Raw genomic sequence first — 24,457 nt, 5'->3', positions numbered from 1 at the left:
GGACCTCGCCGACGGCGCCGACCCGCTCGCCGCCTGGGACGACTTCCTCGCGGGGATCGGCGTCCCGGAGGAGCAGCGCAACACCAGGTCCGCCATCGAGGACCCGGCGGGGCAGGGACCGCGGCTCTTCTTCCAGCAGGTGCCGGAAGACAAAGTCGCCAAGAACCGCGTCCATCTCGACGTCCGCGCAGCGCCCGGGCTACAAGGAAAGGAGCGGATGGCGGCGCTGGAGGCCGAGTGCAGCCGACTGGTCGCATTGGGAGCGACACGGGTAGATCGCTTCGAGCCCGATCCCCCGATGAGCGCTGGCTTCATCGTGATGACTGACCCCGAGGGCAATGAGTTCTGCTTGGACTGACCGCATCGATGAAGACTCCGCGCGCATAAGGCCGCGCGGAAGGCGTGACGGTGCAGACATTCGCGCAGCACAGACGCCCAAAGCTCACAACGTAGTCAGTAGCTCCACATCGCGGCCCGCCGCGAGAGTCGCGATGGCGGCGTCGAACGTAAGGAGATGGACTCCGCTGCGCCGGGCGAGCGTGAGCAGATGCGCGTCAGTCACTTGGCGGTGACCGACGATCGTCGGAACGTCATCATCGACGAGGGACACGTCGTCGGCCAGGAACCGGTGACCATCGGCCCCGCGCAGGGCGGCAAGAACGCGCCGTGCATCGGCCACTCCGATTGGGCTCGGGAGCACCTTCGGGTTCGTCGATACGCGGACGAATCCACTTTCAGTAATCGGGCACGTCTCCCAACCCTGCGGCGCATTGGCGGCGAACCACTCGCGGATGCGGACATGGTGGATGTGCGAATCCCACGCCAGCGCGACCAGTGCGTTGACGTCGAGCAGCGCCATGATCGCCGATCAGTCCTCGTCGAGGGCACGACGGACGATTTCCGGCGTGATTGGGGGGGTGCCGGACGGCACACGGATAACCGGCAGCCCGTCGTCGGCCTCGATGCGGGCCGGCGTGAGACCGCGCCGCGCGAGCTCAGAGATCACCGCCCCCAGCGAGCGACGCTCGCCGGCGGCGAGTTCACGTGCCGCAGCGACCACATCGTCATCGATGTCCAGCGTCGTTCGCACATTCTGATGCTACCGCATCAACGCATCAACGTCGGCGGTGCTTTTCGCCCCTGGCTATGCAGCGCATGGCCGCGCAACTGACCGACGACCACCGAGAACTGTACGCATCACACCTCGCAGGGAGCCGAAAGTTGCTGGGCCGCCTGCAGAAGCTCGCCGCCGATCCCAAGAAGGTCACCAAGGCCGTTGCCCACGCGTTGACTTCGAGACATGCCAAGCGTCGCTACATACTCGATTCGGCCAGCCACGCCCAGAGGGTTCTCGTCGCCGTCACGCCCACCGCGGGCAACGACGCCGTGCTGGCGGCGGCCACCACATCGAAGTAAGCCGTCGTCACGGCCGAACTCCGTTCCGATCACCAACCAAGGAAACATCTTTCACGAGTGCGCTCACCTTAGGTCGGTTACGCAACGGCATGTGATCAGTAGGCGCCCTGGCTTACGAAGATCGTGCGGGTTGACTTCGAACCGTTTCCGGCGCTGTAGGGGTCGCGACTGTCTTGACCTTCCAACGGCTACTTGCGCACACATTCTTTGGTATCCGCAGGAGAGTCGACTTCCGGTTAGCCTGCCGGTAGTTGGTACCCGGCAGCGGAGTTTCGCAATTGCGAAATCTGGGCGGGACAGAGGATGCCGACCGCGTAGGACACCACGTAGTTTGCCGCCTGCTCGTCGTTGGGGAAGACGTCGCTTTTCACGTCGCCCATCACCTTGGTATAGCTGTCACCTCGGCCGACCTTGTCGCAGATCGCAAAGCCGTAGCCGAGCGCGTCGTTGTTCGGGAAGTCGAAGTGCCGGCGCACCATCACGTTGTAGGTGTACTCGACTTCTGGGGCAGGAACCGCGGATGCCGGTGGCGCCACCGTCTGAGCGACTGCACCCAAGGCGCAGGCGATGATGATCCCACCGACGGCTGACTTGCGCTTCATGGGGTGCCTCCAGCGCTTCAGGGCCGGAGTCAAGCGCTGCAACGCCGACAGTTCAATGTTTAATGCCAGTTCAGAGGCATTCTGCGGGAACGGTAGCGAGGGCCGTGTGGTGTGTCAAGGGCACCGCTATCTGCTCCGCGGCTCCGTTGCCTCCAACTGCACGGCAGGCGGCTACATGCCCGACTCGTAGAAGAATCTTTCCGCCGATGGGAAGATGCTGAGGCCGGGGGCCATTCGTCGGAGCGGAGGTGGGCTGCGGCCAGGCTGTCCGGGAACATTCCCCAGCCCAGCCACCACCGCGGCACCGAAGCCCTCCGCGGTCGGCATGAAGTGTTGCCGTTGCGATATTTCGCGTCGAATTACGTTGCGCACCAAGATGTCCTGTGATGCGCCGCCACGATTCCACGCAAACGAGCGCCGCAACCACCGCATACGCGGTGAGCCCGGTCGTGAGAAGAGAGCCCTCTCGGGGATTGATTCGGGCATCCGCCGGAAGTTGCGCTGGCGGCGCGTAGCCTGTTGCGGTCGCCCTCCCTGTAGATCTGCACAATTCTCATGAAGATGGCGGAGGCGTTTTTCTCATCTTCTGGCGGATCCTAGAACCAACGGTTGTTCAGGACTCCAAGACCTCAGCTTGGCGCGCCGTGCCGGTTCACCGAGCTGCCATGTAGAGCGTGACATCTCGGTCGTGATTCCGAGATTCCCTACAGTGCAGGCAGTTTCGTGTGTGAGCGTCGCTAAGCGGACTCAGGTTAGCGTTCCGTGTTTTGGATGCGGTCAGCCGGCTTCCGCTGCCAATGACGAACTCTCCCGGAGGTAATTCATCGTGACTTCGAATTCAGACAACCTGGCGCAAAGGCTGGCGCCGCTTTTCACACCATACAAGATTGGCGCGCTGACATTGCGGAACCGTATCGTTATGTCTCCCATGTCGATCCACGGAGAGTGGACCGGGGAACAGGTCGCCGCCGTCGGCGCCCACTTCAGGAAACGGGCCGAGGGCGGCGTGGGGCTGCTCATGGCGGGCGCGGTGCTGGTAGACCATCCGACGGCGGGGGACATTCCCTCCGGCCTGACGCCGATGTATGGAGAAGAATCCCTGGCCGGCTGGGGCGCCGTGGTGAAGCAGGCCGGCTCGACCGGCGTTCCCTTCCTGCCGCAGCTTTGGCACGCGGGCGCGTGGCGCGATCACCTCCAGAGCACGCATCCGGACGTTCCCAATATATCGCCATCCGGCATTGGTCCGGCCGATGAAAAGATTGGTGAGCCGGCGACCCAGGCCGAAATAGACGCCGTGATAGAGGCTTTCGTTCGAAGCGCGGTGTACGCGCAATCGATCGGCTTCAGCGGTGTCGACATCGCGGGAGCCCATGGGTATCTGATCGATCAATTCCTTTGGTCCGAAAGAAATTTGCGGGACGACCGCTATGGCGGCGATATCGAACGGCGGTCGCGCTTCGCGGTGGAGGTCGTCGAAGCGATCCGCCAGGCAACGGGACCCGATTTCCTCATATCCTTCCGCGTCTCGCAATACAAGCGCGATGATTTCACGGCCTCTCCATGGGCGACCCCGCAGGAACTGGAGGCTGCCATCACACCCATTCTGCGAGCGGGCGTTGATGTGTTCAATGCTTCAAGCTGGCGCTTCTGGTATCCGGCGTTCCCGAACGAAAACTCGCCCATGGGATTTGCCGGCTGGGTGAAGAAGGTCACGGGCGCGCCAGTCATCTGCGGCGGATCAGTCGGGCTCGACAAGAATTTCGTGGAAACGATGCTGCCGGACGTGCGCACGGAGATAGGAAATCTCGATGTTCTTGCGGAAGCGTTTGCTCGCGGGGAGTTCGATCTCCTGGCGCTGGGGCGAGCACTTCTCGGAGACCCGGAGTGGCCCAACAAAGTCCGCGACGGACGAATGGCCGAGCTGAAGCCCTTTGTTCGAAGCTCTGTTTCGTCGCACGAGATTTCGGCGCATACGGTAGGGGCTTGACCGGCCCGGCTTGCGCCCGGCCGGAGGCGATGACGCGGCTTCGGCGAAGAATGCGCCGGTCGTGGCCGGCCACCAGCTGCGAGAACGCACCTGGCGTTCCACTCTCGCGGCGACGGCCGGGATGTTCATCCCTCGTCCGACGGGGAGGAGCGAGTCGATGTGCAGTGCTTGTCTCTGCTATCGAGGACCAGAGTGAAACGGAACTACTAGGTGTTGGGTCGCTTGTATGCGCTTGCGACCGTCATATATCGAAGGGGCGCAACTGGAGGAGATTCCGGATCGGGCTGACGAGTCGCCATGCTGGCGATGAGCCGGTGAAGACGGCGTTCATCGGGATGGTCACTGCAGGACTACAGCCAACCCGACAATCTCGCGGCGAGGTCGGATCCTTGCTGCGCTCGACAACGTTTAGGTGCGCATCAGCAATGGCAGCCAGCTCCCATGCGAACCTGAAAAGACTGCGGGAGGTGCTGCTTCGCCGCCACGCGATCGTCGAGCGGCGGGCCTCAGTCAGAAACGTTGCCGCGCTCTCACCGTCACCGAGTTCGGGATCGAGCGCTGGCCAGTGTGGGCCACGGAGAACTGACCGTCCCTACTTCTGCTCATAGGTGGCGTGGATGACGGCGCGCGCGATCGAGTTGGCGAACAGGTTGAACCCAAGGTATGCGGGGCTCGCATCCTCGGTGACATCGAGCTTGGGCACCTTCACCGCGTGCACGGCGATGTAATAGCGATGAGGACCGTGGCCCGCGGGCGGCGCCGCTCCGAGGAAGCGCTTGAGGCCGGCATCGTTGGCGAGCACCACGGCATCACCCGGCATAACCGAGCCGTCACCGGCGCCGGCTGGCAGCTCCGTGATGCTGGCGGGCAGATTCGCCACCGCCCAGTGCCAGAACCCGGATCCCGTCGGTGCATCCGGGTCGTAGACGGTGACCGCGAAGCTCTGGGTCTCCTCCGGGAACCCCGACCAACTCAGCTGCGGTGAGATGTCGGACCCTCCGGCGCCCATGATGCCGCTGACCTGATCGTCGGTCAGCTGGCCGCCGTCGCTCAACGACTCAGAGGTCAGGGTGAAGGACGGAACGTCGCCGATCGGGTCGTACGGAGTCGCCATGTCATTCCTCTCGTATTCAGCTAGCAGTGTCGCTGGAATTCGTCCAGCACAGTGGTGCCGAACGGTGATGCCGACTGTGGCCACTCACGGGAGCAGCTCGGCGCCAACGTAACGCGTGTCCCGGAACGCCCCGGCCCATGCGGAGTCTGGTAGCTCAAAACCGTTGACGGCGTACAGTTCGTCGCTGGTTGCAACATCGACGCGCCACCCCAGCGAACCCAGATGATCACTCACCTGCCTGCGCTCGCCACCCCACAACAGCGCGGCCACGTCGAGGTCGAATCCGACCTGACGCCAGCCGTCGCGCCAGACGCTTGAGCGCCCGTCGCTGAACACGCCGTGGTCGATAAAGTCTTCAGTCGCCAGTCGGCTACCGGGCGCGCTGAGCTTCGTTATGTGGTCGAACAAGCGATCTTGCGCTTCGGGTGGCAGATAGACCAGCAGACCCTCGGCTATCCACGCGGTGGGTTGTGTCGTGTCAAAGCCTTTTTCGCGCAATGCTGCTGGCCAGTCATCGCGCAGATCGACACCTACGGCTCGCCGTACGGCGGTGGGTTCAGCGCTCAGGCTGTGCAGAGTGGTCGTCTTGAACTCGACCACTTCGGGCTTATCCACCTCGAACACGACGGTGCCTTGCGGCCAAGGCAGTCGGTAGGCGCGGGCGTCGAGTCCGGCGGCCAAGATCACCGCCTGGCGAATGCCCGCGGTGACCGCGGTCAGCAGGAAGTCGTCGAAGAACCTCGTGCGCACGGTGATCTGTTCGCGCGTCTGCTGCATGTCGAAGAACGTGGTTTCGCCACTCTCGGGAAAGATCTCGCCATCCATGAGCCGTGTGAAGAAGTCCTGACCAACGGCGCGGACGAGTGGCTCGGCGAACCGGTCGTCCAGCAGCGGGTCTGGCCCCTGCGACGCAAAAGCCCGCGACGCGGCCACCATCGTCGCCGTCGCTCCTACGCTGGATGCCAGGTCCCAGCTGTCTCCGTCGCTTCGGAACGAACCTACCGATGTCATTGCTCGATCTCTTCCTTTATCGGTGCCTGAGCACTACGGATCGACGAGGCTTCCCCGGAGCCCCGCCAGCTGCCCTCGGCGAAGCGATCGTGAACGCGGCGCGACTTGTCGGGCTCTACGATTCCTTCTCGCGCTTGAGCGCGCACAAGCCGCGACACATCAGGCACTGATGCTCCCGTACAAGGCAATTGATGGAATCGGCCGACGCGACAAGCACTAAACGTAGCCGTCAATCATTCTACAATAATGTAGCAAGTGGGCCCGCCGTGTGCTCGCCGCGGTTTGGTCTCTCTCGACGCACCCCGATGACGTTGTACTACGAGGACTTCTACCCGGGTCAAGAATCACCAGCCAGGCACACACGATCACCGAAAGTGATGTGGTGCCGCTTACAACCCTCTGGTGCATAGCCAAGTTTGGATTCGCTCCGCGACATCAGCCCACCCTGGTTCGAGCATCATGTTGTGCCCCATCTTGGGAAAGAACTCCGCTTGGGTGCCGTACGCGCGAGCGGTGGCTCGAACCTCGTCAGTGCTGATCGTACCGTCGTCTTCTCCACCGAGCACCAACAGTGGCGTCGCCACCCGGCTTGGTTTGGGCAGGCCGAACATCTGATCGACAAATATGGCGCGCCGGCTGTCGGGTTCTACGCGTGCGGCACACGCTTGAACAATCGGTTCAGGAGTGCGTGCGCTGAACAGATAGTCGCGCGCTAGGCGCGGAGTGTTGAAGACCTCATGCGACCGCCCGAAGGTATTCGCCCGGATTACGGCCCACGGGTGGCGGCGCCCTGCGGCGGTGTCGACGCTAGCAGGACTCCGGCCGGAACCCCGCGGCTCTCAAGGTACTTCTGCACGAGGAAGCCGCCAACGGAATGCCCGACGAGCACCGGCTGCCCGCCAAGTTCGTCGGCCGCCCAGCGTAGGTCGTCGAGGTAATCGGACATCGAACATGACTGCAGATTCTTAGTGAGCCTGCTGCCGCCGTGCCCTCGCAAACTCAGCGCGACAGCACGAAACCCATTGTCGGCAAAGAAGTCTAGGAAGTGCTCGTCCCAGCACCAAGCTGCGTGACAGCCGCCGTGAACAAAGAGCAGTGGGGTGGGGTGAGATTCTGTGCATGATCCCTTGTCAATCACTTCGAGCATGGGATGATTCTCCACCCACGGCCCAAGTTGCGAGGCGGAAATCGACTATTGAATCAGATCTTCCGAACTCTGGTACTGCACTCAAAATGCTTGCTGTACAACATGATTCGCTCGCCGTCGGGCGCATTGTGCGTGTGGCAACGCCGACAACACGATCAGACGGATCATGGCGCCTTGAACGCGTCGAGGACGCACCATCGCGGAAAGCGCTGCGGGGCGGCGAGGTGCGATTCATGGCAGCCACGAAGCAGGTGGTGGTGAGCGTGCCATGGCGTCGTGCGAGCTGAGCACCTCAGAAGCCGTCTCGCACCACGCCCTCGGGGAGGAACGTGCCGTCAACGACCTGGTGCGCAAAAGTGATCGAGCCTTCGGCATCCTGTTGTGCGACCAATGCATTGACTACGACCACCGATGTCATCGTTCGTCACAGCCTTTCGATGATCGTCGCGTTAGCGAGGCCCCCGCCTTCACACACGGCCTGCAACCCGAAGCGGCCACCGCGCTGTTCGAGCGCATTGATCAGCGTGGCCATGATGCGCGCTCCGCTGGCACCGACCGGATGGCCGATCGCGATCGCGCCCCCGTTGACATTGGTCTTGGACAGGTCGGCTCCGGTGTCGTGGGCCCACGCCAGCACTACCGGGGCGAAGGCTTCGTTTACCTCGAACAGATCGATGTCGGCGAGCGTGAGTCCCGCGCGTTTCAGCACCTTCTCGGTGGCGGGGATGATGCCGGTGAGCATGTACAACGGATCAGAACCGACGACGGTCATCGTGTGAAGCCGGGCGAGCGGTCGCAACCCTAGTTTCTTCGCGACTTCAGTCGTGGTGATCAACACGGCGGCACTGCCGTCGGACAGCGGCGAGGAGTTGCCGGGTGTGATCGACCAGTCGATCTGCGGGAAGCGAGCGGAGTAGGTCTCGTCGTAGAACGCGGACCTGAGGTTGCCAAGGATCCCCGCGGTGGTCCCGGGGCGGATGAGCTCGTCCTGGGCCAACTCGGCCAGTGGTGCCAGCTCGGCGTCGAACCGGCCGTCTTTGGCGGCGATCGTGGCCTTGTCGTGGCTGCCGGCCGAGAATTCATCCAGCTGTGACCGAGATAGTCCCCACTTAGCGGCGATCAGCTCGGCACTGATGCCTTGCGGTACAAGCCCTTCGGGGTAGCGCTGACGCAACAATTGACCGTACGGGTCGCTGCCTGGCAACACGGCCGACAGCAGTGGCACGCGGCTCATCGACTCAACACCGGCGGCGACAACGATGTCATAGGCGCCAGCGATCACTCCTTGCGCGGCGAAGCTAATGGCCTGCAGGCTGCTGCCACATTGCCGGTCCACGGTTGTCCCTGGAACGCTTTCCGGGAAACCTGCTCCCAGAACTGCGTTGCGGGCAATGTTGAGGGCCTGATCACCGGCCTGCGTGACGGCTCCTGCGATGACGTCGTCGATCTGGGCCGGATCAAGGTTGGTGCGTCTGACCAACTCGGCAAGACTATGCGCCAATAAGTCGGCCGGCGCGACATCGCGCAACGCCCCGCTGGTCTTCCCTTTGCCAATCGGTGTGCGCACCGCGCCCACTACAACCGCGTCGCGGCCCGTACTGCTCAGCATGAGTTACTCCTATATCTCGATTGGCCACCCGACCAACGACGAAACTGATTGCGTCCCAACGGGAAGCGCCAAGGTGACTCCATCTGACGCCTTACCACGCCGGCCACGTGAGTTGATCGTGTGGACGGCACGCCGCCACCAATCGGTCATCGTAGATATCGGCGTAGATATCCTGGATTTGGGCATTTGTCGGGATGGCAGGGTTGTTGGCCGGTGAACCCGAATCCAGCGCCTGCTGGGCCATCGTGGGAATCTTGTCCTCCCACACGCTCTTGTCGATCCCGTATGAGCGTGGGGTCGGTACGGCGAGTTCTTCGCACAGGGCTGCGAGTTTATCGACGAACCGCCTCGCGATCGCCATGTCGCTGCCCACAGCCCCGATCCCGTACGCGCGGGCGCAGTCGGCGTAGCGTCGCGGCGCAGCGAGCAGGGAGAAGGCGGTGACGGCAGGAAACAGCATGGCGTTGGAAAGTCCGTGCGCCACATGGAAATGTGCCCCGATCGGGCGGCTCATGCCATGGACGAGCGCGACGCTGGAGTTTGAAAAGGCAATGCCAGCTTGGGTCGCTGCCACCATCATCGCTTCCCGGGCGACGCGGTCCGTGCCGTCGTGATATGCCCGGCGCAAGTTCGCACTGATCGTCTTGATCGCCGCTAGGGCCAACGCATCTGAGATCGGGTTGGCTTTGCGGCTGACGTACGCCTCGACCGCATGCGTCAACGCATCGATACCGGTGTCGGCGGTGAGCCGCGGAGGCATTGACAGCGTGAGTTCGAAGTCGACAATGGCGGCCACCGGCAGGAAGGACAACCCTGTGCAGAGCATCTTCTCATCCGCGGCCGTGTCGGTGATGATGGTGAACTGCGTAGTCTCCGAACCCGAACCTGCTGTGGTCGGGATCGCAATGATCGGCAACACCGGGCCCTCGTAGATCCGCGGTGCCCGGTAGTCGCGCATCTGCCCGCCGTTGTTGGCCAGCACCGCCAACGCCTTCGCCGAGTCCATGGGGCTGCCCCCGCCAAACCCGATGACCGCGTCAGCGCGGTGCTCGCGGATGACCTGCAGCCCGGAATCTAGGGAATCAGTGGTCGGATCCGGCACCGTCTCGGAGAACAGCACTGGCTGTGTGTCGACGGCCCGCAGCAATTCCATGACGCGCTCGGCCATCCCATTTTCAGCCAAGAAGGCGTCGGTGATGACCGCGGGTCGGCTACTACCGACACGTTTGACGAGTTCACCGACGTCATTCAGTGCGCCTGCACCGAATCTGGCGAAGCGGGGCAAGGCAATTCTTGTACTCATCGCCGCAGATCCTTTGGGTCGTTCGCTGTGTACTGGCTGATTGGCTGGGCTCGCCAGGGACCAGATCTGTGCCGCCAAATCGCCTGCGATATCGCCGATTTGGTGGTACCCAGCCGCGTGCAGTGGCTAAGGCTCGGCGTCACCACAGCGCTGGATGTCGTGCGTCAGGAGATCATGCGAGTCACGGAAGGCCGCTCCACGAATTCCGAAACCCATGAAACGCATACGGACTCGAGTGCAGCAACGACCCCGGGCCCCGCCGCGTGCACCCTGCCCGTCCACCCATCTGCGCGAGCGTCGTCCCTAGACGGGGCTGATCGTGGAGCGCAGGGCGATCTGGTTGACGATAACGTGGTCGGGCTGTGTCAACGCGTACATGATCGCCGTCGCGATGTCGTGCGCGTTGAGCGGCGTTACCCCAACCCATCGTGCGTCGATCACCTTACGGAGCTCGGGGTCGACGTGGTCGATGAGCTCGGTGTCAACACGCCCCGGCTCGATGAGCGTGACGCGGACGCCGTCGTTCATCAGTTCTTGGCGCAGGGCTTCGGAGAAAGCACCCACCGCGAATTTCGTCATGCTGTACACCCCGCCACCCGGTGCAACGGCCTTGCCGGCGACCGAGCTCACGTTGATGATGTGACCGCCGCCGGACTCCACCATCAGTGGCAGCGCGGCGTGGGTGCAATAGAGCACACCGAGGATGTTGAGGTCGACCATGCGCTGCCAGTCCTCGACCGGCGGCCCCACGATCGGTCCGAGCAGCATGACGCCGGCGTTGTTGATCAGAACATCGACTTGGCCCAAACTGGAATGCGTTTGGGTGATGAAGTTCCTCGCTTGAGCTTCGTCAGTGATGTCGGTCGGTATCGCGATTGCCTGACCGCCATCGTCTTCGATCTTCTTGACGAGCGCGGTGAGACGTTCGGCCCGACGCGCCGCAAGTGCCACCGAGGCGCCGGCTTGCGCACAGGCCAGCGCGGTGGCCTCGCCGATACCCGACGACGCGCCGGTGATGGCGACGACCTTTCCTTCCAGCGGCTTGGAAGCGTTCTGTGACATGTTCCTCCGATACTGCTAACGGACCGGTCCTGACCCGTTCTGGGAGTCGTGGTGCTGTGCCGGTCGGGATCAATGGGTTCTTCCGGTACGTCGTTTCTCACGCCCCGCCCGGGGCCGGCAGATGTGGGCCAGGCCCGCCTATCCCGACACCACGACCGATGTGTGCATCGCCGTCGCACAGCGTGGACAGGACAGCTGGTGGAATATCAGCGCCTGGTCCACATAGTCCGTCGCTTGCCCCAGAACACCGGGGCCTGCCTCGGTGATGGGCCCTTCTCGCAGCGTCAACCCCTCCAGCGGCTCCGCGCTTGCCGTTCCGATCTCGTGGCCACAGTGCTTACACACCACGACATCCCCGGAATCGGTCGTGTGAACAGCGACGTTGACATTCAAATCGCTCCCACTGGAGTGTCTTTCAGTCACCTCTGCGGAAACATCGCCTCCGATGCGTCGTCGACGTTCCTCGGCCCGCAGGCTGGCAGTCGCGACGGGATCGGCCCGGTTGTCCGTGTCGAGCGCAACCCCATACAGTGTGCGCGCCGCAGCAGCGGAGACCTTTCCGTCGCCAACGTCCCTTGCGACCTTGTCCGGTGACCGCAACAAGGGGTCGCCGTACCCGCCACCGCCGGAGGGGTGAACGAATACCGCGTCGTCGAGCCCGATGAGCGTCTCCTTGCGGTTACCTACCACCTCTCGCCGGTCACCGAGCTCCTCGAGCGAACCGGGAATCTTGCCGGCAGAGAACAGTTCTTGGACGTTGGACCCGCGGACTATCAGGTCGAACGCGGTGCCTCCGGGGTAGCCACCGGCTTGTCCGGTTGCCTCCGGGCGCGCTTTGCCGTTGCCAGAGAACGCCGCGCTAAGGGGTGCAGGGGTGCCGTGGGGAACGACACAGATCGAGATGGACAGTCCGCCGCGGGCCGTTCCTGCCCCGCCGGAGTCGATTTCCTCTCGACGCCACAGGAACAACAACGGATATATGAACTCCTGCATCTCGGCGTCGGGTGCACGGCCCATGGGGATGGGCAGGATGCCGGCGGTGTCCTGGCCATCGGCGTCCGGCCGGGCGCCGTAGCCGCCCGCCATCATGTCGAGCAGCATCATCACGGTCGGCGCGCCACGCTGATCGATGCCGGCCATGGTCACCATTTCGAACGACCCGGTGCATCCGCATTGGACACGCGACTGCTCTTCCGGGGCGGCGTCGAGCATCTTCGCAAAACAATCGGCGACGAGGTTCGATGTCGCCCATGCCGCGGTAAGCGGTGCCCATCCGACCGATGCCGGGAAGGTGGCGTTGTTGATGGTGCCCTCATCACTGATGATGTCGAAGCAACGCACCAAACCGCCTGCCGACCAAGGGATATCGCCAGCGAGAATGGGCATCAGCGCGACGGAGATGCCGGCACGCATTCCCGACCACGGGCAATTGACCATGCCTGCCTGGGGATCGGTACCCCGGAAGTCGAACGTCAGATGGTCCCCGGTCTTGGTCATCTCGAGCGCGATCTTGTGCATGCCGCGATCCCCGACCGCCGACTGCTCGAGGTAACCGACCGACTTCCAGGAACCGTCGGGGATGTCGCGCAGGCGGGTCCGGAGCCGCTGCTCCGAGTCATTCATCATCCGCTTCATCACGGCCTTGACGACGGTCGGTCCGTACCGATCGATGAGCCGGTGCAAGCGTGCGTGGCCTGCCTGGTTGGCGCCGATCTCCGCACGCACGTCCAGATTGACCAACAGAGGCATGCGGGAGCGGCGGATGAAGGCGTCGACCACGTCATCCTGGAGGACCCCTCCGCGGACGATCTTGATCGGTGGAGTCGGTGCACCTTCGCTGAACGCGTCGCTGGCAGCGAGGTCAGAGGATCCGGGCTTGGCACCGCCGACGTCGGCCATATGACACACCGCGCTGGTCCACCCGAAGAGCTTTCCGTCGTGGAACAGCGGAGCCATGATTGCGGTGTCGTTCTGATGCAGCCCGCCGCCGACCCAAGGATCGTTGGTGAGGAACATATCGCCGGGTTCGATTCCGGGGTTGCCGCTGCGGTGCTGCAGGGTCCAGTAGACGGCGAGATCCATCGACGCGACGAGCATGGTGTTGTAGAGCCCGACCTGAGCGGCTTGGCCGAGCTCGTCACACACGGCGAAGTCGAAGTCGTTGGCCTCGGTAACGGAGATTGATCCGGACATGCGTTTGAGCGTTTCGCCCATCTCGTCGGTGATCGACCAGATTCGGTGACGGACCACCTCGTAGGTCAGCGGGTCGATGCTGTCGATATCTGCATCGGTGACCTCGTGCAGTTTGAGCGTGGGTGAAATATTTGCTTTGAGCTCGTCGAAAGGGATCAGCCTGCTGCTGAAAACCTCAGAGCCGGGTACGGGCATGACTGGTTGCTGTTCCATGGCCGGTTTCCTTTCAGCTAAGCAACATGCGGACGTTGCCGAGTTCGTCGATGCGTGCGTCGACGCCGGCGGGAATGGCGACAGTCGTCGTGGGCACCTCGATCACCGCTGGGCCTGGAAGCACGTGGCCTGCGCGTAGCAACGAGTAGTCGTAGATGGTCGTTTCGGCGAATCCCCGTGCGATGTCGAGTAATACAGGCCGATGGCCTGAGATCGCCTCGCTGGCATCCGAGCTCCCGCTGGCCGGTCGCTCGGGCAGTGTTGGGCGGTACGGCAGCCGGCCGATGCCGCGGATCCGGTAGCTGATGAATTGAAACCCTGCGGCGGAGAATCCGGATCCCTCACCGAACAGCTCTGCATAGCGACGCTCGAACGCCTCAGCCATCGCGACGACCGCTGCCTCGTCGTCGATTTCGCCATCCGGCGCCGTGGTGGTCACTTCGAACATCTGCGCCGTGTAGCGGGCATCGAACTCGCGGACCAGTTCGATGGAGGAGAACTTGATTCCTTGTCGGGCCAACGCGCTGTGGACCTGTTCTTCGAGGCGGGCGTAGTTGGCGCGGATCCGTGCGGGATCGACCGGGAAGGGCGCCGGGTCGGACAACTCGGCGCTGACCATGACGTCGGATGCGGCCAGCCCGTAGGCGGAGAAGCCCGATGCTGCCGCGCCGAGCGGGACGACCAGCTCGGGCACTCCGAGCTCTGTTGAGAATGCCGACGCGTGAATGGGACCGGCGCCGCCGAAGGCGTAGACGACGAAGCCGCGTGGATCGTTGCCGGACTCCACGACAACCTTGCGGATCAGGTCGGCGGTCTGCGCATTCTGCACCTCGAACACTGCGGCGGCTGCTTCTTCGGCGGTCAACCCCAACGGCTTGCCGATCTTCTCCGACAACGCCGTTTCGGAAAGGTCTCGTCGCAGCTTGCGACGCCCACCAAGGAAGTTGTCCGGGTTGATGATTCCCAACACCAGATCGGCATCGGTGACGGTGGGCTCGACGCCCCCCGCGTCGTACGCAGCAGGACCGGGCGCCGCGGCGGCGCTGCGTGGCCCAACGCGCAAGTTGCCGCCCGGGTCCAGCCAGGCGATCGCCCCGCCACCGGATCCGATGGCATCCACCTTGATCGTCGGCACGTTGATCGGATGCTGATTGATCACGGTCGTGGACGCGCGGACCGGCTGACCGTCGACCACCATTCCCACCAGGAAGGTGGTGCCGCCGATATCGGCGGTGACCACGTTCTTGTGGCCGAGCTGTTCCGCCAAGCGCGAGGCTCCGACGACTCCGCCGCTGAGCACTGAACCCACGGTCGAGATCGCGGTAGCCGGAGCTTCCTCCGACGTGATGGTTCCCCCGGAACTCTGCATGACCAACAGCGGCCCGGTCATGCCGAGATTGCGCAGGTTCGCGCTGAGCGGCTCCAGGTAGCGGCGCAGCGGCGGACCGAGCTGGGTGCTCATCACTGTCGTTGCGGTGCGCGCGAACTCCCGGATCCGAGGCGAGACTTCGGACGACAGAGCGACGAAGACGTCGGGAGCAACCTCCGCGATGATCTCGCGGACGCGTCGTTCGTGAGCAGGATTCTGAAAAGACCACAGCAGAGCCACCGCGATCGCCCGCACGCCTTTATCCAACAAGCGCGTGACCGCAGAACGCACCTCGTTTTCGTCGAGCGCCACCACGACCGCGCCGCTCTGGTCTATACGTTCGGTCACCTCGGCGATGGACGACTTCGGTATCAGCGAACCCGGCTTGGCGGTGCCCAGAACATCTTGGGCGTCGTGTGCCGACAATCCGAGGTAGCGGCCCTCGACGTTCATGATCAGCAATGAGTCGCCGTGGCCTTTGGTAGCGATAAGGCCGACAGGCTCGACGTTGCCGGTGATCAACGCGTTGATGCTCGAGGTGGTGCCGTGTGCGATGTAGTCGGTGGACGCCAGGAGTTCTTCGCAGGTCAACCCCACCTGATCCGCGAGGTCCTCAACCGCGTTCATAACGCCGACCGCGTAGTCGGCCGGCGTAGAGGCAGCCTTGGCGCCGATCACTGTGCCGTCCTGCGCTGCGGCGACTGCGTCAGTGAAAGTCCCGCCGACATCGACGCCAATCACATACTTCATCTGCTTCCTTGTCTGTTGAATCCACGGCTGTCGTGGTGGCAAAGGCACGAATCTGTGTGAGATTCGTAACGTACGAGATTGTCAACGTGTATGTCAATAGTTTGTCGCCGACGTAAGCTGGCGTGTTCCCGCGCGTGAAGGTGCGCCGAGGCCCACGCGCGTTGGGCACCCTCTGCCCCTTTGGCGTTGAGCGTTCAGAGCCGTACCTCTGCCTCGACGAGGCGCACCCGTGGTCAATCCATGCACGATGCCTCCCCGCGGAAGTCCCCGCTCAGGTTCACCACCTGCACACCGTCTTCGGACACCGCACCGCCGCCAACAACCGCAGACGGGATTAGGCGCTCATCGGCTGCGCGCCTGCCTACGGTTCAGCGCAAGCGGCGAGGATTCACCGCCGGGGCTCGATGGGCAACATCCTCGGCCGCACGCGGGCGGCTGAACGCCGCACCGATTGCAGAAATTACGACAAGGCGCGAAACGCGCTGCGATGGAACACAATCGGCGACACGTCCGGGTGCACGGTCAGTTCGGTCACGTGCAGCACCACGATGGTGTGGTCCCCTGCATGGACAAGCTGATCGATGTCGCCCTCCAGCCAGACACAAGTGCCGTCGATAAACACCGCGCCTCCGGGCGTTGACACGGTCTGCAGGCCTGCGAACCGGTCACCGGTCTTGGCCGCCAAACTGCGTGCGGCCTGGTCATGTGCTTCACCGAGCAGGCTGATGCCCAACCTAGGGCTGTTGCTCAGCTTCGGCCACGTTGCCGAGGTGTTCTGCACGCAGAACGACACAAGGGGCGGATCCAGCGAGACTGGGACGAAGGTACTCGCAGCCAAACCGACCGGGATTCCGTCAATCTCGGCGGCGACGGCAATCACGCCAGATGGGAAGTGACCGTATGCCTCCCGCAGCGACGCGTGGCTTAGCTGCATCGTTAGGCCGGTGGCTCGGCAAGAAATGGAGTCAGCATTCTTGTGAGTATGCTCACGAGCTCCGCAGACGTCAAACTATTGACTCATACGTAGATGACCTCTACATTTGCTTGAGTGGTGCCGCGCGTCGGCCCGGGGCGGCATGCGGGCTCTGCGGGCGCGGCGTGACCAACCTGCGGTCGGCCATCGATCGCCCCGAGTCAGTGCAACGTCAGGGCAGGCGCCGACGATGCACTCTGCGGATGGACCGGGGGTGGAGGACTAGTGCCGATGCGTTGCTCTTCCCGCACACGTGACCACCGACATGCTGCGCCGGGTGCTTTCCTCCGAGGTGATCCGATCATCTGGTCGGGAGACGCGACAACCACCATCCATCCGCACGAGACGGCGCCGAGAGCGTCGCGTGGGCAGCACCGGACCTGATCGCCTGGCCGGCCACGACACAAATCGAACAGGAGCGCGCGTGAACGAAGCAACGACCGGGCCCTTGGCCGGGGTGCGGGTCCTCGAACTGGGCAACTTCATCGCCGCCCCTACCGCCGGTCGTCTCCTGGCCGATTTTGGTGCCGATGTCATCAAGGTGGAACGGCCCGGCGGCGGCGACGAGCTTCGCCGCTGGCGGTTGCACGGCGGGTCGACGTCGTTGCTGTTTCGCACCCTCGGCCGCAACAAACGCAGTATCACCCTCGATGTGAAAGCGCCTGAGGGTCGGGCGATCGCGTTGTCGTTGATCGAGCGATCGGATGTGATTCTCGAGAATTTCCGGCCCGGCACACTCGAGAAGTGGGGACTCGGCCCCGCCGAGATCACACGGGTCAACCCGGATGCGGTGTTGGTGCGGATATCCGGATACGGCCAAACCGGGCCCTACCGGGACCGGCCAGGCTTCGGTGGAGTGGCGGAAGCCATCGGGGGGCTACGCCACGTCGTCGGCTACCCCGATCGCCCCCCTGTCCGGGTCGGCATCAGCCTCGCTGACACCGTGGCCGGACTCTATGCCGTCATCGGCGCGTTGATGGGCCTTCTGAATCGAACCAAGCGCCCGGGCGGCGAAGTGGTCGACGTCGCGCTCTACGAAGCGGTGTTCTCGTTGATGGAGTCGCTCATCCCCGACCACGATGCATTTGGCGTCAACCGCAAACCAGAGGGGGCGGGACTGCCAGGCATCTCGCCGTCGAACACATTCCGCTGCGCAGACGGTAAGTATGTAGTGATCAGCGGCAACGGCGACGCGATCTTTCAACGTTTGATGATCGCCATCGGTCGCCCAGATCTGGCCGACGACCCGGCGTTGGCTGACAACGCCGGCCGCGTGGCGCGCAACGACGAACTGGAGTCTGCAATCGGTAGCTGGACCGCCTCGCTGGACTCGGACGAAGTCCTGCACCTGCTGGAATCGGCCGCTGTGCCCTCCGGCGCCATCTATGAGGCCGCCGACATCCTGGCCGATCCCCATTTCGCCGACCGCAACATGCTCCAGGTGCACAAGGCTGACGTCGGCGCCGCCGCTCCGGCAGCGGTTGCGTTCCCCGGCGTGGTTCCCGTGATGCAGAACAACCCCGGCCAGACGCGTTGGCTGGGACCCGAATTGGGTCAGCACACCGAAGAGGTTCTACTCGAACTCGGGATCGATCACGACGCACAGAAGCTGTTGCGCCAGAAAGGGGTTCTCTAAACCATGTCCGATACCGTCATCATCACAGAGGTGTCACTGCGCGACGGACTGCAGATCGAGCCGGTGATCGTGCCGACCGCTGACAAGGTCGCGCTGGCGCGACAGCTGGTCGCGGCGGGGTTCAGCCAGCTGGAGGTCGGAGCTTTCGTCAATCCCGTGAAGGTGCCGACCATGGCAGACTCCGACGACGTCATGCGCCAGCTGGGTGACTGCGGCGCGGCCCTGCACGCGCTGGTGTTCAATCTCAAAGGCGCACAGCGTGCCGTCGCTAGTGGCAACCAACATGTGCGGTTCGTGGTGTCCGCCAGCGACGGGCATAGCCGCGCCAACGCCGGTGTGCCCACCGAGGCCGCGCTGACACGAGTGGAAGAGGCCGCCGAATGGCTTGGCGAGCGCGGTGTGCGCACCGAAGCCACCATCGCGACCGCATTCGTGTGCCCATTCGACGGCGATACACCGATTTCGCGGGTCATCTACACCGCAGATCGGCTGCAGCGCACCGGCATCGAAGTGCTGCACCTAGCCGACACCATCGGTGCCGCCACCCCGGGCGACATCCGGCGAACCGTCAGTGCGGTGCGTGCAGCATTCCCCGATCTTCCGTTGGGCCTTCATCTGCACAACACCTACGGAATGGCCTCGGCCAGTGTCTGGGAGGGATTGGCGTTGGGGATTCGCCGATTCGACGCGGCCCTGGGAGGCTTGGGCGGCTGCCCGTTCGCCCCCGGCGCGTCCGGCAACATCGGCGCCGATGACCTCGTCCACTTCCTGCACCGCGAAGGCATCAACACTGGCATCGATCCCGACGCCCTCGCCGCCGCGCGGCTGACGCTGCAAGACATGGTCGGCCACCCTCTGGACTCAGCACTCGCGCGGGGCGATAAGGCACCGTCATTGGTGCGCCGGCTCGAGCGAGCCACCGTCGCCGTGTGACGTTATTGCCGCCGCGCAGCTGGTGCGCCCGCGCTCACAATGCCGCCACGAGGTCTAGATATGCCGCCTGCGGCGGGCCGTCCAGAGCCGCCATCATGGGGGCCACTACCTCGTTCGGCAACTTTGCCAAGGAGGCCTTGTACACCTCGACCGACTCCCACTTCTCGATGAATACGTAGCGTCGTTCATCCTCGAGGTCACGCATCACATCAACCCCGTGGCACCCGGCGACGGCCCGCACTGCATCAGCAAGGTTGCGCAACGCCGTGTCCAATTCGTCGGTCCTGCCCTCTGCGGCGTAAACGATGTAGTGGCGAGCAACCGTCATCAGTCGTTCTCCTTGCGTCTCGACATAGATGCTGCAATCCCCGTTGCATTTTCGGGTGCTGCTGCTCCCCAGGTGCGGTTCGGGGCGATGCCATCAGGGCGATCTTCAGCGCAATCACGGTAGGCCCGCCTAAACTCTATTGTCAAATAGTCGTCAGCTACGTAAACTTCGCCGATGGCTGCCATGTTGGGATGCTCCCCGCTGTCGACATGGCAGCCTCGCTCTGACCGTGAAGCGGCTTCACTCAAACAATGTGTACCCGCGCTAACGCTATTGTCAGATAGTTGTCTGTAGCGTAAACTCCCGTGCATCGCGGGGCGGCTGGATGGCCCCAAGGCACAGGGTTCGTCGCGGACGGCCTGCGATGAACAAGGAAGCGGCAGCGTCGCGCTTCTGCGTTCAGCCGTCTACCGATTGGAGCGTGATCACAGTGGATCCCAATCCCGACTATGACGCCAGCGACGAGCTGGAGTACGGCATCAACTGGTTCGCCTGGATCCTGCGGGGCGTGTACCCGCCACCCGCCTATCCGCCGGTCTAGGCCAAGCCTCAGGACTTCACCGGGGATCGTGTCAGCCGATGTGTCAGTCGAAGTAAGCACGACCCGACCTCGCAACCTTCCCCGAAGTTCGCCCAGGCCTCAGCTCGAACGCCAGAGTGATGGACAGCGATCCGTTCAGGACGCAACGCGACGTCGGTTCCGCCGCCGTCACGGAGCTGCGCGCTGAGGGCTTCGACGACGCCGTCGAGATCGGCCGCGGCGGCTTCGGCATTGTCTTTCGCTGCACCCAGATCGGACTTGACCGCACAGTCGCGATCAAGATTCTGACCGCCGAACGGGACACCAACCGTGAACGGTTCCTGCGTGAGCAGCGTGCGATGGGCCGGCTCACCGGACACCCGAATATCGTCGGCGTGTTGCAGGTGGGCGAAACCGAAAGCGGTTACCTGTATCTGGTGATGCCGTATCACCGGCAGGGTTCGCTGGAGGCGCGAATTCGTCGGCTCGGTCTACTTCCGGCGAACGACGTCGTTCGGGTCGGCATGAAGTTGGCGGGCGCGCTCGAGACAATTCACCGGGTCGGGATCGTGCACCGCGACGTCAAGCCCGCCAACATCCTGTTGACCGACTATGGCGAACCGATATTGAGCGACTTCGGAATCGCCCACATCACAGGCGGATTCGAAACGGCCACTGGCACGTTCACCGGTTCACCGGCCTTCACCGCGCCTGAGATCCTCAGTGGTGATCCGCCTAGCCGTGCCTCCGATGTGTACGGTCTTGGTGCTACCCTTTTCGCCGCGCTGACCGGACACGCTGCTTACGAACGCCGCAGTGGCGAGCAGATGGTGGCCCAGTTTCTCCGGATAGCCAGCGAACCGGTACCGGATTTGCGCGACAGCGGTATCCCCGAGGACGTCTCGGCTGTCGTCGAGAGGGCAATGGCGCGCAATCCAGTCGACCGGCCATCGGCGGCGGCTTTGGGCGACGAACTGCGGCAGATTCACGCGCGCCGTGACTCCGCGGTCGACGAAATGGCTCTGTGCGCCGCACAACAGTCCGATCGGGCGGCAATGCGCGCCGCGGCGCGGCGCGCTCACGGGAACCTCCCGCTCGAGTTGAACAGTTTTGTTGATCGTCGCACCGAGCTCACGCAGGTGAAGAGCCTCCTGTCGACGTCTCGGCTCGTCACGTTGACCGGGGTTGGAGGGGTCGGCAAGACTCGGCTGGCGCTGCGGGCAGCGACGAATGCGCTAGCCGACTACGCCGACGGAGTGTGGCTGGTCGAGCTCGGCGAGCTCCGCGACGCGTCCCTGTTGGACAACGTGGTCGCGTCAAGCCTCGGCGTGCGAGACGAATCGGCCAAGCCGTTGGACGACGTGTTGATCGACCTCCTGTGCTCACGCAATATGCTGCTGATTCTCGACAACTGCGAGCATGTCGTCGACTCGGCGGCCAAGCTGGCCGAAAAGCTGCTGCGGACCTGCCCCGAGCTGCGGATCCTGACTACCAGCCGGGAACGGCTCGGCATCGCCGGGGAATCGGTCCTACCGCTGTTTCCCCTTGCTTGTCCCGCTCCCGACCCGGAGCCCACGCTGCGCGGGCGGCCGAGGTTCGACGCCTTGGCGCTATTCGCCGAGCGCGCCGCAGAAGCTGCGCCCAACTTCGAACTCACCGACGACAACAGGGCGACTGTGGCCCGGATCTGTTCAAAGCTGGACGGGTTGCCGTTGGCCATCGAACTGGCCGCGGCGGGGCTGCGAGTGATGTCTGCGGAGCAGCTCCTCGAGCGTCTCGCTGACCGATATGCGCTGTTGACCCGCGGCAGTCGCGGGGCGCCGGCGCGGCAGCAGACGCTGAGCTGCAGCGTCGGGTGGAGCTACGACCTCTGCACTCCCGCGGAACAGGACCTGTGGGGCGGGCTGTCGCTCTTCGCTGGAGACTTCGAACTCGAAGCGGCAGAATACATTTGCGGCGAAGATCTAGTCCCTGCGCAGGTGTTCAATCTCCTGTTGTCACTAGTGGACAAGTCGATACTGATCCGAACTGAATCCAACGGCGTGGTGCGCTTCCGGTTACTCGAAACGCTGCGGGAGTACGGCAGGGAGCAGATCCGGCAGACCGATCGATACCCAGATTGGCGCCGTCGGTACGTGGACTGGTACCGCCGGTTGGCACGCGACGCCGCGGCCGACTGGTTCGGTCCCCGACAGATCTATTGGCTTGAGAGGATTGGGCGGGAGACGGCCAACCTACGGGAGGCGCTGCGGTTCAGCGTGACCGATTCGCCCGAGACCGCGCTCGCCATCGTCGGGGCGCTCCATCCTTTCGGGATCGCCCGCGGAGCTCTCAGCGAGACAGCCGACTGGCTTGACCGCGCCCTGGCCGCGGCGCCGCGCGAGCCGACCGTGGAGCGGATCAGAGCGCTCTACGGCTCCGTGATGATCGCGGGGCTGCAGGCCGACCTGCCCGCCGCTGCGGCCCGGGTAACCGAGGGACACGCCCTGGTCGAGCAGATCGCCCACCCCGAGGCGCGCGGCATGATGAGCATCGCCGACGGCTTCACGGCGTTGGTCGGTGGCGAATTCGACCGCGCGTGTGCCCGATTGGAGGATGCGCTCGACATCGTCGACGACCCGTCTCTGCGGGTTGTGGCCATGGCGTTGCTGGGATGGGGACTGGAGTTTCAGGGTGAGATCGTCCGCGCACTCATCTGGCAGGAGAAGGCGCTAGCCGTCACCAAATCCCACGGCGAGTGGGTGCACCTCGAATATTCGTTGTGGAACATTGGGATCGGTTGGTGGCGGCACGGGAAAACTGACCGCGCCGAGCAGCTGTTGAAAGAGGCCCTGCAGGTGACACGCCGGGTGGGGGATCCGCGCATGGCCGCAGCCAACCTGGAGGGACTGGCTTGGATCGCGGGCGAAAATCAGAACGCTCGGCGGGCCGTCGTGTTGATGGCCGCCGCCGAGCAGTTGGCTCGTGCTGTCGGGGCATTCGCTCCCGCGGTGCTGCCGAACATGGTCGTCTTCCATGACGAATGTGAACGTCGCACCCGCGAGACTCTTGATTCGAAGACATACGACGCGGCCCGACAGCAGGGCAGCGCACTAAGTTTCGACGCGGCGGTAGCCTACGGGCTCAGCGAGCAGGCCTAGAGTCGCGCCGACGCGGTCCCGCAGTGTTGGCCGGCAGGGTGATTCGCAGCCCACGAAGTGGGTTGGCGGACAAGAAAGGGCGTGCTGGCCGTCCTCGGCCCGACGACACGCAGCCAGACCCCGAACGCCGAAAGAGGCAGCGACCGCGATCACGTGAAGAGCGCAGAAGGCCGGCACGGCAGGATCGATGCTGGCGATCACGTCGGACGCTGGAATCGTTGGGACCAAAGCATGTTTGGGCTTCGAAACATCGTGGCGCCACGGTCATCGCCCAGGGCACTCTCGGATAGCTCCGATACGCCCAGCCCAGCGTCGCGGAGACATCGGCGCCGGCTCAGAGCTTCCTCGCACATCCCGAGCGCCCGCCGTAGATGACATGTGAGGTGGCGCGCCGCGCTCTTGACAATGTTAGTCACGACACGGTAGAAAATTAGACACAAGCGTAAGCACGGGAGCCTCTGTGCAGGTCGCGGTAGGCACGGATCCAACGAGCACCGTGTTGTAGCCGTTGAATCTGCGTATGCCAGGGGCGAGCGCGTCGAGAAGGGATCTCAATGGAATTCATGGTGAGCTTCTTCAACACGGTCCCTGAAGCCGTGCGCGACGATCCAGATGCCGAGCACAAGGTCATCATGACCGATCTGGAGTACATGATCGCCGCCGAAGAGGCGGGGTTTAAGTATGTGGTCGTACCCGAGCACCATTTCCTCGACGAGTACTCGCACATCTCAGGCAACGCCCCGGTACTCGGTTACCTCGCCCATGCGACCAAGCGCATCCACTTGCTGTCGGGCATCATGAATCCCCTTCCGCAGATTCGGCACCCCGCCACCGTCGCCGAAGCGTGTGCATATCTGGACCACATCTCTTGCGGGCGTTTCGAATTCGGGTCAGGCCGCGGCGCAGGCAGCCACGAGATTCTGGGCTTCTTTCCCGAGGGCACCGAGCTCAACCACACGAAGGACGTCTGGGAAGATGTGATCTCAGAGATCCCGAAGATGTGGATGCAGGAGACCTACCAGGGTTACAGCTCCGAGTACTGGTCGCTGCCGCCGCGCAAGATCGTTCCCAAACCCTACGGCAAGGGTCACCCCCCGCTGTGGTACGCGGCGGGCAACATGTCCAGCTGGGAGAACGCCGGGCGCAAAGGG

19 protein-coding genes and 2 pseudogenes are annotated in these 24,457 nt (G+C 63.7%); 8 read left to right on the top strand and 13 right to left on the bottom strand.

Features of this window, described 5'->3' with window-relative positions; translation table 11 throughout:
* Window positions 1-55 precede the first annotated feature (55 nt).
* Window positions 56-358: a VOC family protein gene (locus tag VFH65_RS12110; RefSeq protein ID WP_353321733.1), complete on the top strand. Its 303-nt coding sequence runs from the start codon at window positions 56-58 to the stop codon at window positions 356-358.
* Between the two features lie 84 nt (window positions 359-442).
* On the opposite strand, the gene VFH65_RS12105 is transcribed toward VFH65_RS12110, so the two are convergent.
* Entirely contained in the window at window positions 443-859 is a 417-nt protein-coding gene (locus VFH65_RS12105) for a TA system VapC family ribonuclease toxin (protein ID WP_353321731.1), read from the bottom strand.
* Between the two features lie 9 nt (window positions 860-868).
* Window positions 869-1,090 carry an antitoxin gene (locus tag VFH65_RS12100; RefSeq protein WP_353321729.1) on the bottom strand — a complete coding sequence of 74 codons (222 nt, stop codon included), beginning with the start codon at window positions 1,088-1,090 and terminating at the stop codon, window positions 869-871.
* A 65-nt stretch (window positions 1,091-1,155) separates the two neighbouring features.
* Between VFH65_RS12100 and VFH65_RS12095 the strand changes: the two genes are divergently transcribed.
* Window positions 1,156-1,416 carry a hypothetical protein gene (locus VFH65_RS12095; RefSeq protein WP_353321727.1) on the top strand — a complete coding sequence of 87 codons (261 nt, stop codon included), beginning with the start codon at window positions 1,156-1,158 and terminating at the stop codon, window positions 1,414-1,416.
* Between the two features lie 236 nt (window positions 1,417-1,652).
* On the opposite strand, the gene VFH65_RS12090 is transcribed toward VFH65_RS12095, so the two are convergent.
* Entirely contained in the window at window positions 1,653-2,018 is a 366-nt protein-coding gene (locus tag VFH65_RS12090; RefSeq protein ID WP_353321726.1) for a DUF732 domain-containing protein, read from the bottom strand.
* Window positions 2,019-2,844: 826 nt separating this feature from the next.
* On the opposite strand from VFH65_RS12090, the gene VFH65_RS12085 reads away from it, so the two are divergent.
* On the top strand, window positions 2,845-4,005 hold the full coding sequence (locus VFH65_RS12085) for a 12-oxophytodienoate reductase (RefSeq protein ID WP_353321725.1): 1,161 nt from the start codon (window positions 2,845-2,847) through the stop codon (window positions 4,003-4,005).
* A gap of 592 nt (window positions 4,006-4,597) precedes the next feature.
* Here the strand turns inward: VFH65_RS12085 and VFH65_RS12080 are convergent.
* From VFH65_RS12080 to VFH65_RS12040, 9 genes and pseudogenes are all read right to left on the bottom strand, one after another.
* Window positions 4,598-5,119 carry a YbhB/YbcL family Raf kinase inhibitor-like protein gene (locus tag VFH65_RS12080; RefSeq protein WP_353321724.1) on the bottom strand — a complete coding sequence of 174 codons (522 nt, stop codon included), beginning with the start codon at window positions 5,117-5,119 and terminating at the stop codon, window positions 4,598-4,600.
* An 84-nt stretch (window positions 5,120-5,203) separates the two neighbouring features.
* A complete protein-coding gene (locus VFH65_RS12075; protein ID WP_353321723.1) occupies window positions 5,204-6,130 on the bottom strand; it encodes a class I SAM-dependent methyltransferase in 927 nt (308 codons plus the stop codon).
* A gap of 389 nt (window positions 6,131-6,519) precedes the next feature.
* A pseudogene (locus VFH65_RS12070) lies at window positions 6,520-7,277 on the bottom strand (alpha/beta hydrolase).
* A 424-nt stretch (window positions 7,278-7,701) separates the two neighbouring features.
* Window positions 7,702-8,886: a thiolase family protein gene (locus tag VFH65_RS12065; protein ID WP_353321721.1), complete on the bottom strand. Its 1,185-nt coding sequence runs from the start codon at window positions 8,884-8,886 to the stop codon at window positions 7,702-7,704.
* 91 nt (window positions 8,887-8,977) lie between these two features.
* A complete protein-coding gene (locus VFH65_RS12060; RefSeq protein WP_353321719.1) occupies window positions 8,978-10,189 on the bottom strand; it encodes an iron-containing alcohol dehydrogenase in 1,212 nt (403 codons plus the stop codon).
* A gap of 303 nt (window positions 10,190-10,492) precedes the next feature.
* On the bottom strand, window positions 10,493-11,251 hold the full coding sequence (locus VFH65_RS12055) for an SDR family oxidoreductase (protein ID WP_353321717.1): 759 nt from the start codon (window positions 11,249-11,251) through the stop codon (window positions 10,493-10,495).
* A gap of 138 nt (window positions 11,252-11,389) precedes the next feature.
* A complete protein-coding gene (locus VFH65_RS12050) occupies window positions 11,390-13,657 on the bottom strand; it encodes a hydantoinase B/oxoprolinase family protein (protein ID WP_353321715.1) in 2,268 nt (755 codons plus the stop codon).
* A 13-nt stretch (window positions 13,658-13,670) separates the two neighbouring features.
* Entirely contained in the window at window positions 13,671-15,776 is a 2,106-nt protein-coding gene (locus VFH65_RS12045; RefSeq protein WP_353321713.1) for a hydantoinase/oxoprolinase family protein, read from the bottom strand.
* Between the two features lie 460 nt (window positions 15,777-16,236).
* Window positions 16,237-16,710, bottom strand: coding sequence for a flavin reductase family protein (locus VFH65_RS12040; protein WP_353321712.1), 474 nt, complete (start codon window positions 16,708-16,710; stop codon window positions 16,237-16,239).
* Window positions 16,711-17,173: 463 nt separating this feature from the next.
* Between VFH65_RS12040 and VFH65_RS12035 the strand changes: the two genes are divergently transcribed.
* Entirely contained in the window at window positions 17,174-18,385 is a 1,212-nt protein-coding gene (locus VFH65_RS12035; RefSeq protein ID WP_353321710.1) for a CaiB/BaiF CoA transferase family protein, read from the top strand.
* A 3-nt stretch (window positions 18,386-18,388) separates the two neighbouring features.
* Window positions 18,389-19,318: a hydroxymethylglutaryl-CoA lyase gene (locus VFH65_RS12030; RefSeq protein WP_353321708.1), complete on the top strand. Its 930-nt coding sequence runs from the start codon at window positions 18,389-18,391 to the stop codon at window positions 19,316-19,318.
* A 34-nt stretch (window positions 19,319-19,352) separates the two neighbouring features.
* Here the strand turns inward: VFH65_RS12030 and VFH65_RS12025 are convergent, their stop codons facing one another.
* Window positions 19,353-19,646, bottom strand: a complete 294-nt coding sequence (locus VFH65_RS12025; RefSeq protein ID WP_353321707.1) for a putative quinol monooxygenase — start codon at window positions 19,644-19,646, stop codon at window positions 19,353-19,355.
* Between the two features lie 424 nt (window positions 19,647-20,070).
* Here VFH65_RS12025 and VFH65_RS12020 point away from each other — a divergent pair.
* The 3 genes and pseudogenes from VFH65_RS12020 to VFH65_RS12010 form a co-directional block, all read left to right on the top strand.
* Window positions 20,071-20,187 (top strand): annotated as a pseudogene (locus VFH65_RS12020) (CAP domain-containing protein); the annotation flags it as partial.
* Between the two features lie 119 nt (window positions 20,188-20,306).
* On the top strand, window positions 20,307-23,306 hold the full coding sequence (locus VFH65_RS12015) for a protein kinase domain-containing protein (protein ID WP_353321705.1): 3,000 nt from the start codon (window positions 20,307-20,309) through the stop codon (window positions 23,304-23,306).
* A 554-nt stretch (window positions 23,307-23,860) separates the two neighbouring features.
* Window positions 23,861-24,457, top strand: a 597-nt coding sequence (locus VFH65_RS12010) for an LLM class flavin-dependent oxidoreductase (protein WP_353321703.1), incomplete at its 3' end; no start/stop codon positions are given.

The organism is Mycobacterium sp. (genome assembly GCF_035697385.1).
Classification (GTDB): Bacteria; Actinomycetota; Actinomycetes; order Mycobacteriales; family Mycobacteriaceae; genus Mycobacterium.
The sequence above is the reverse complement of the archived record's forward strand: the minus strand, read 5'-3'. Positions and strand labels throughout refer to the sequence as shown.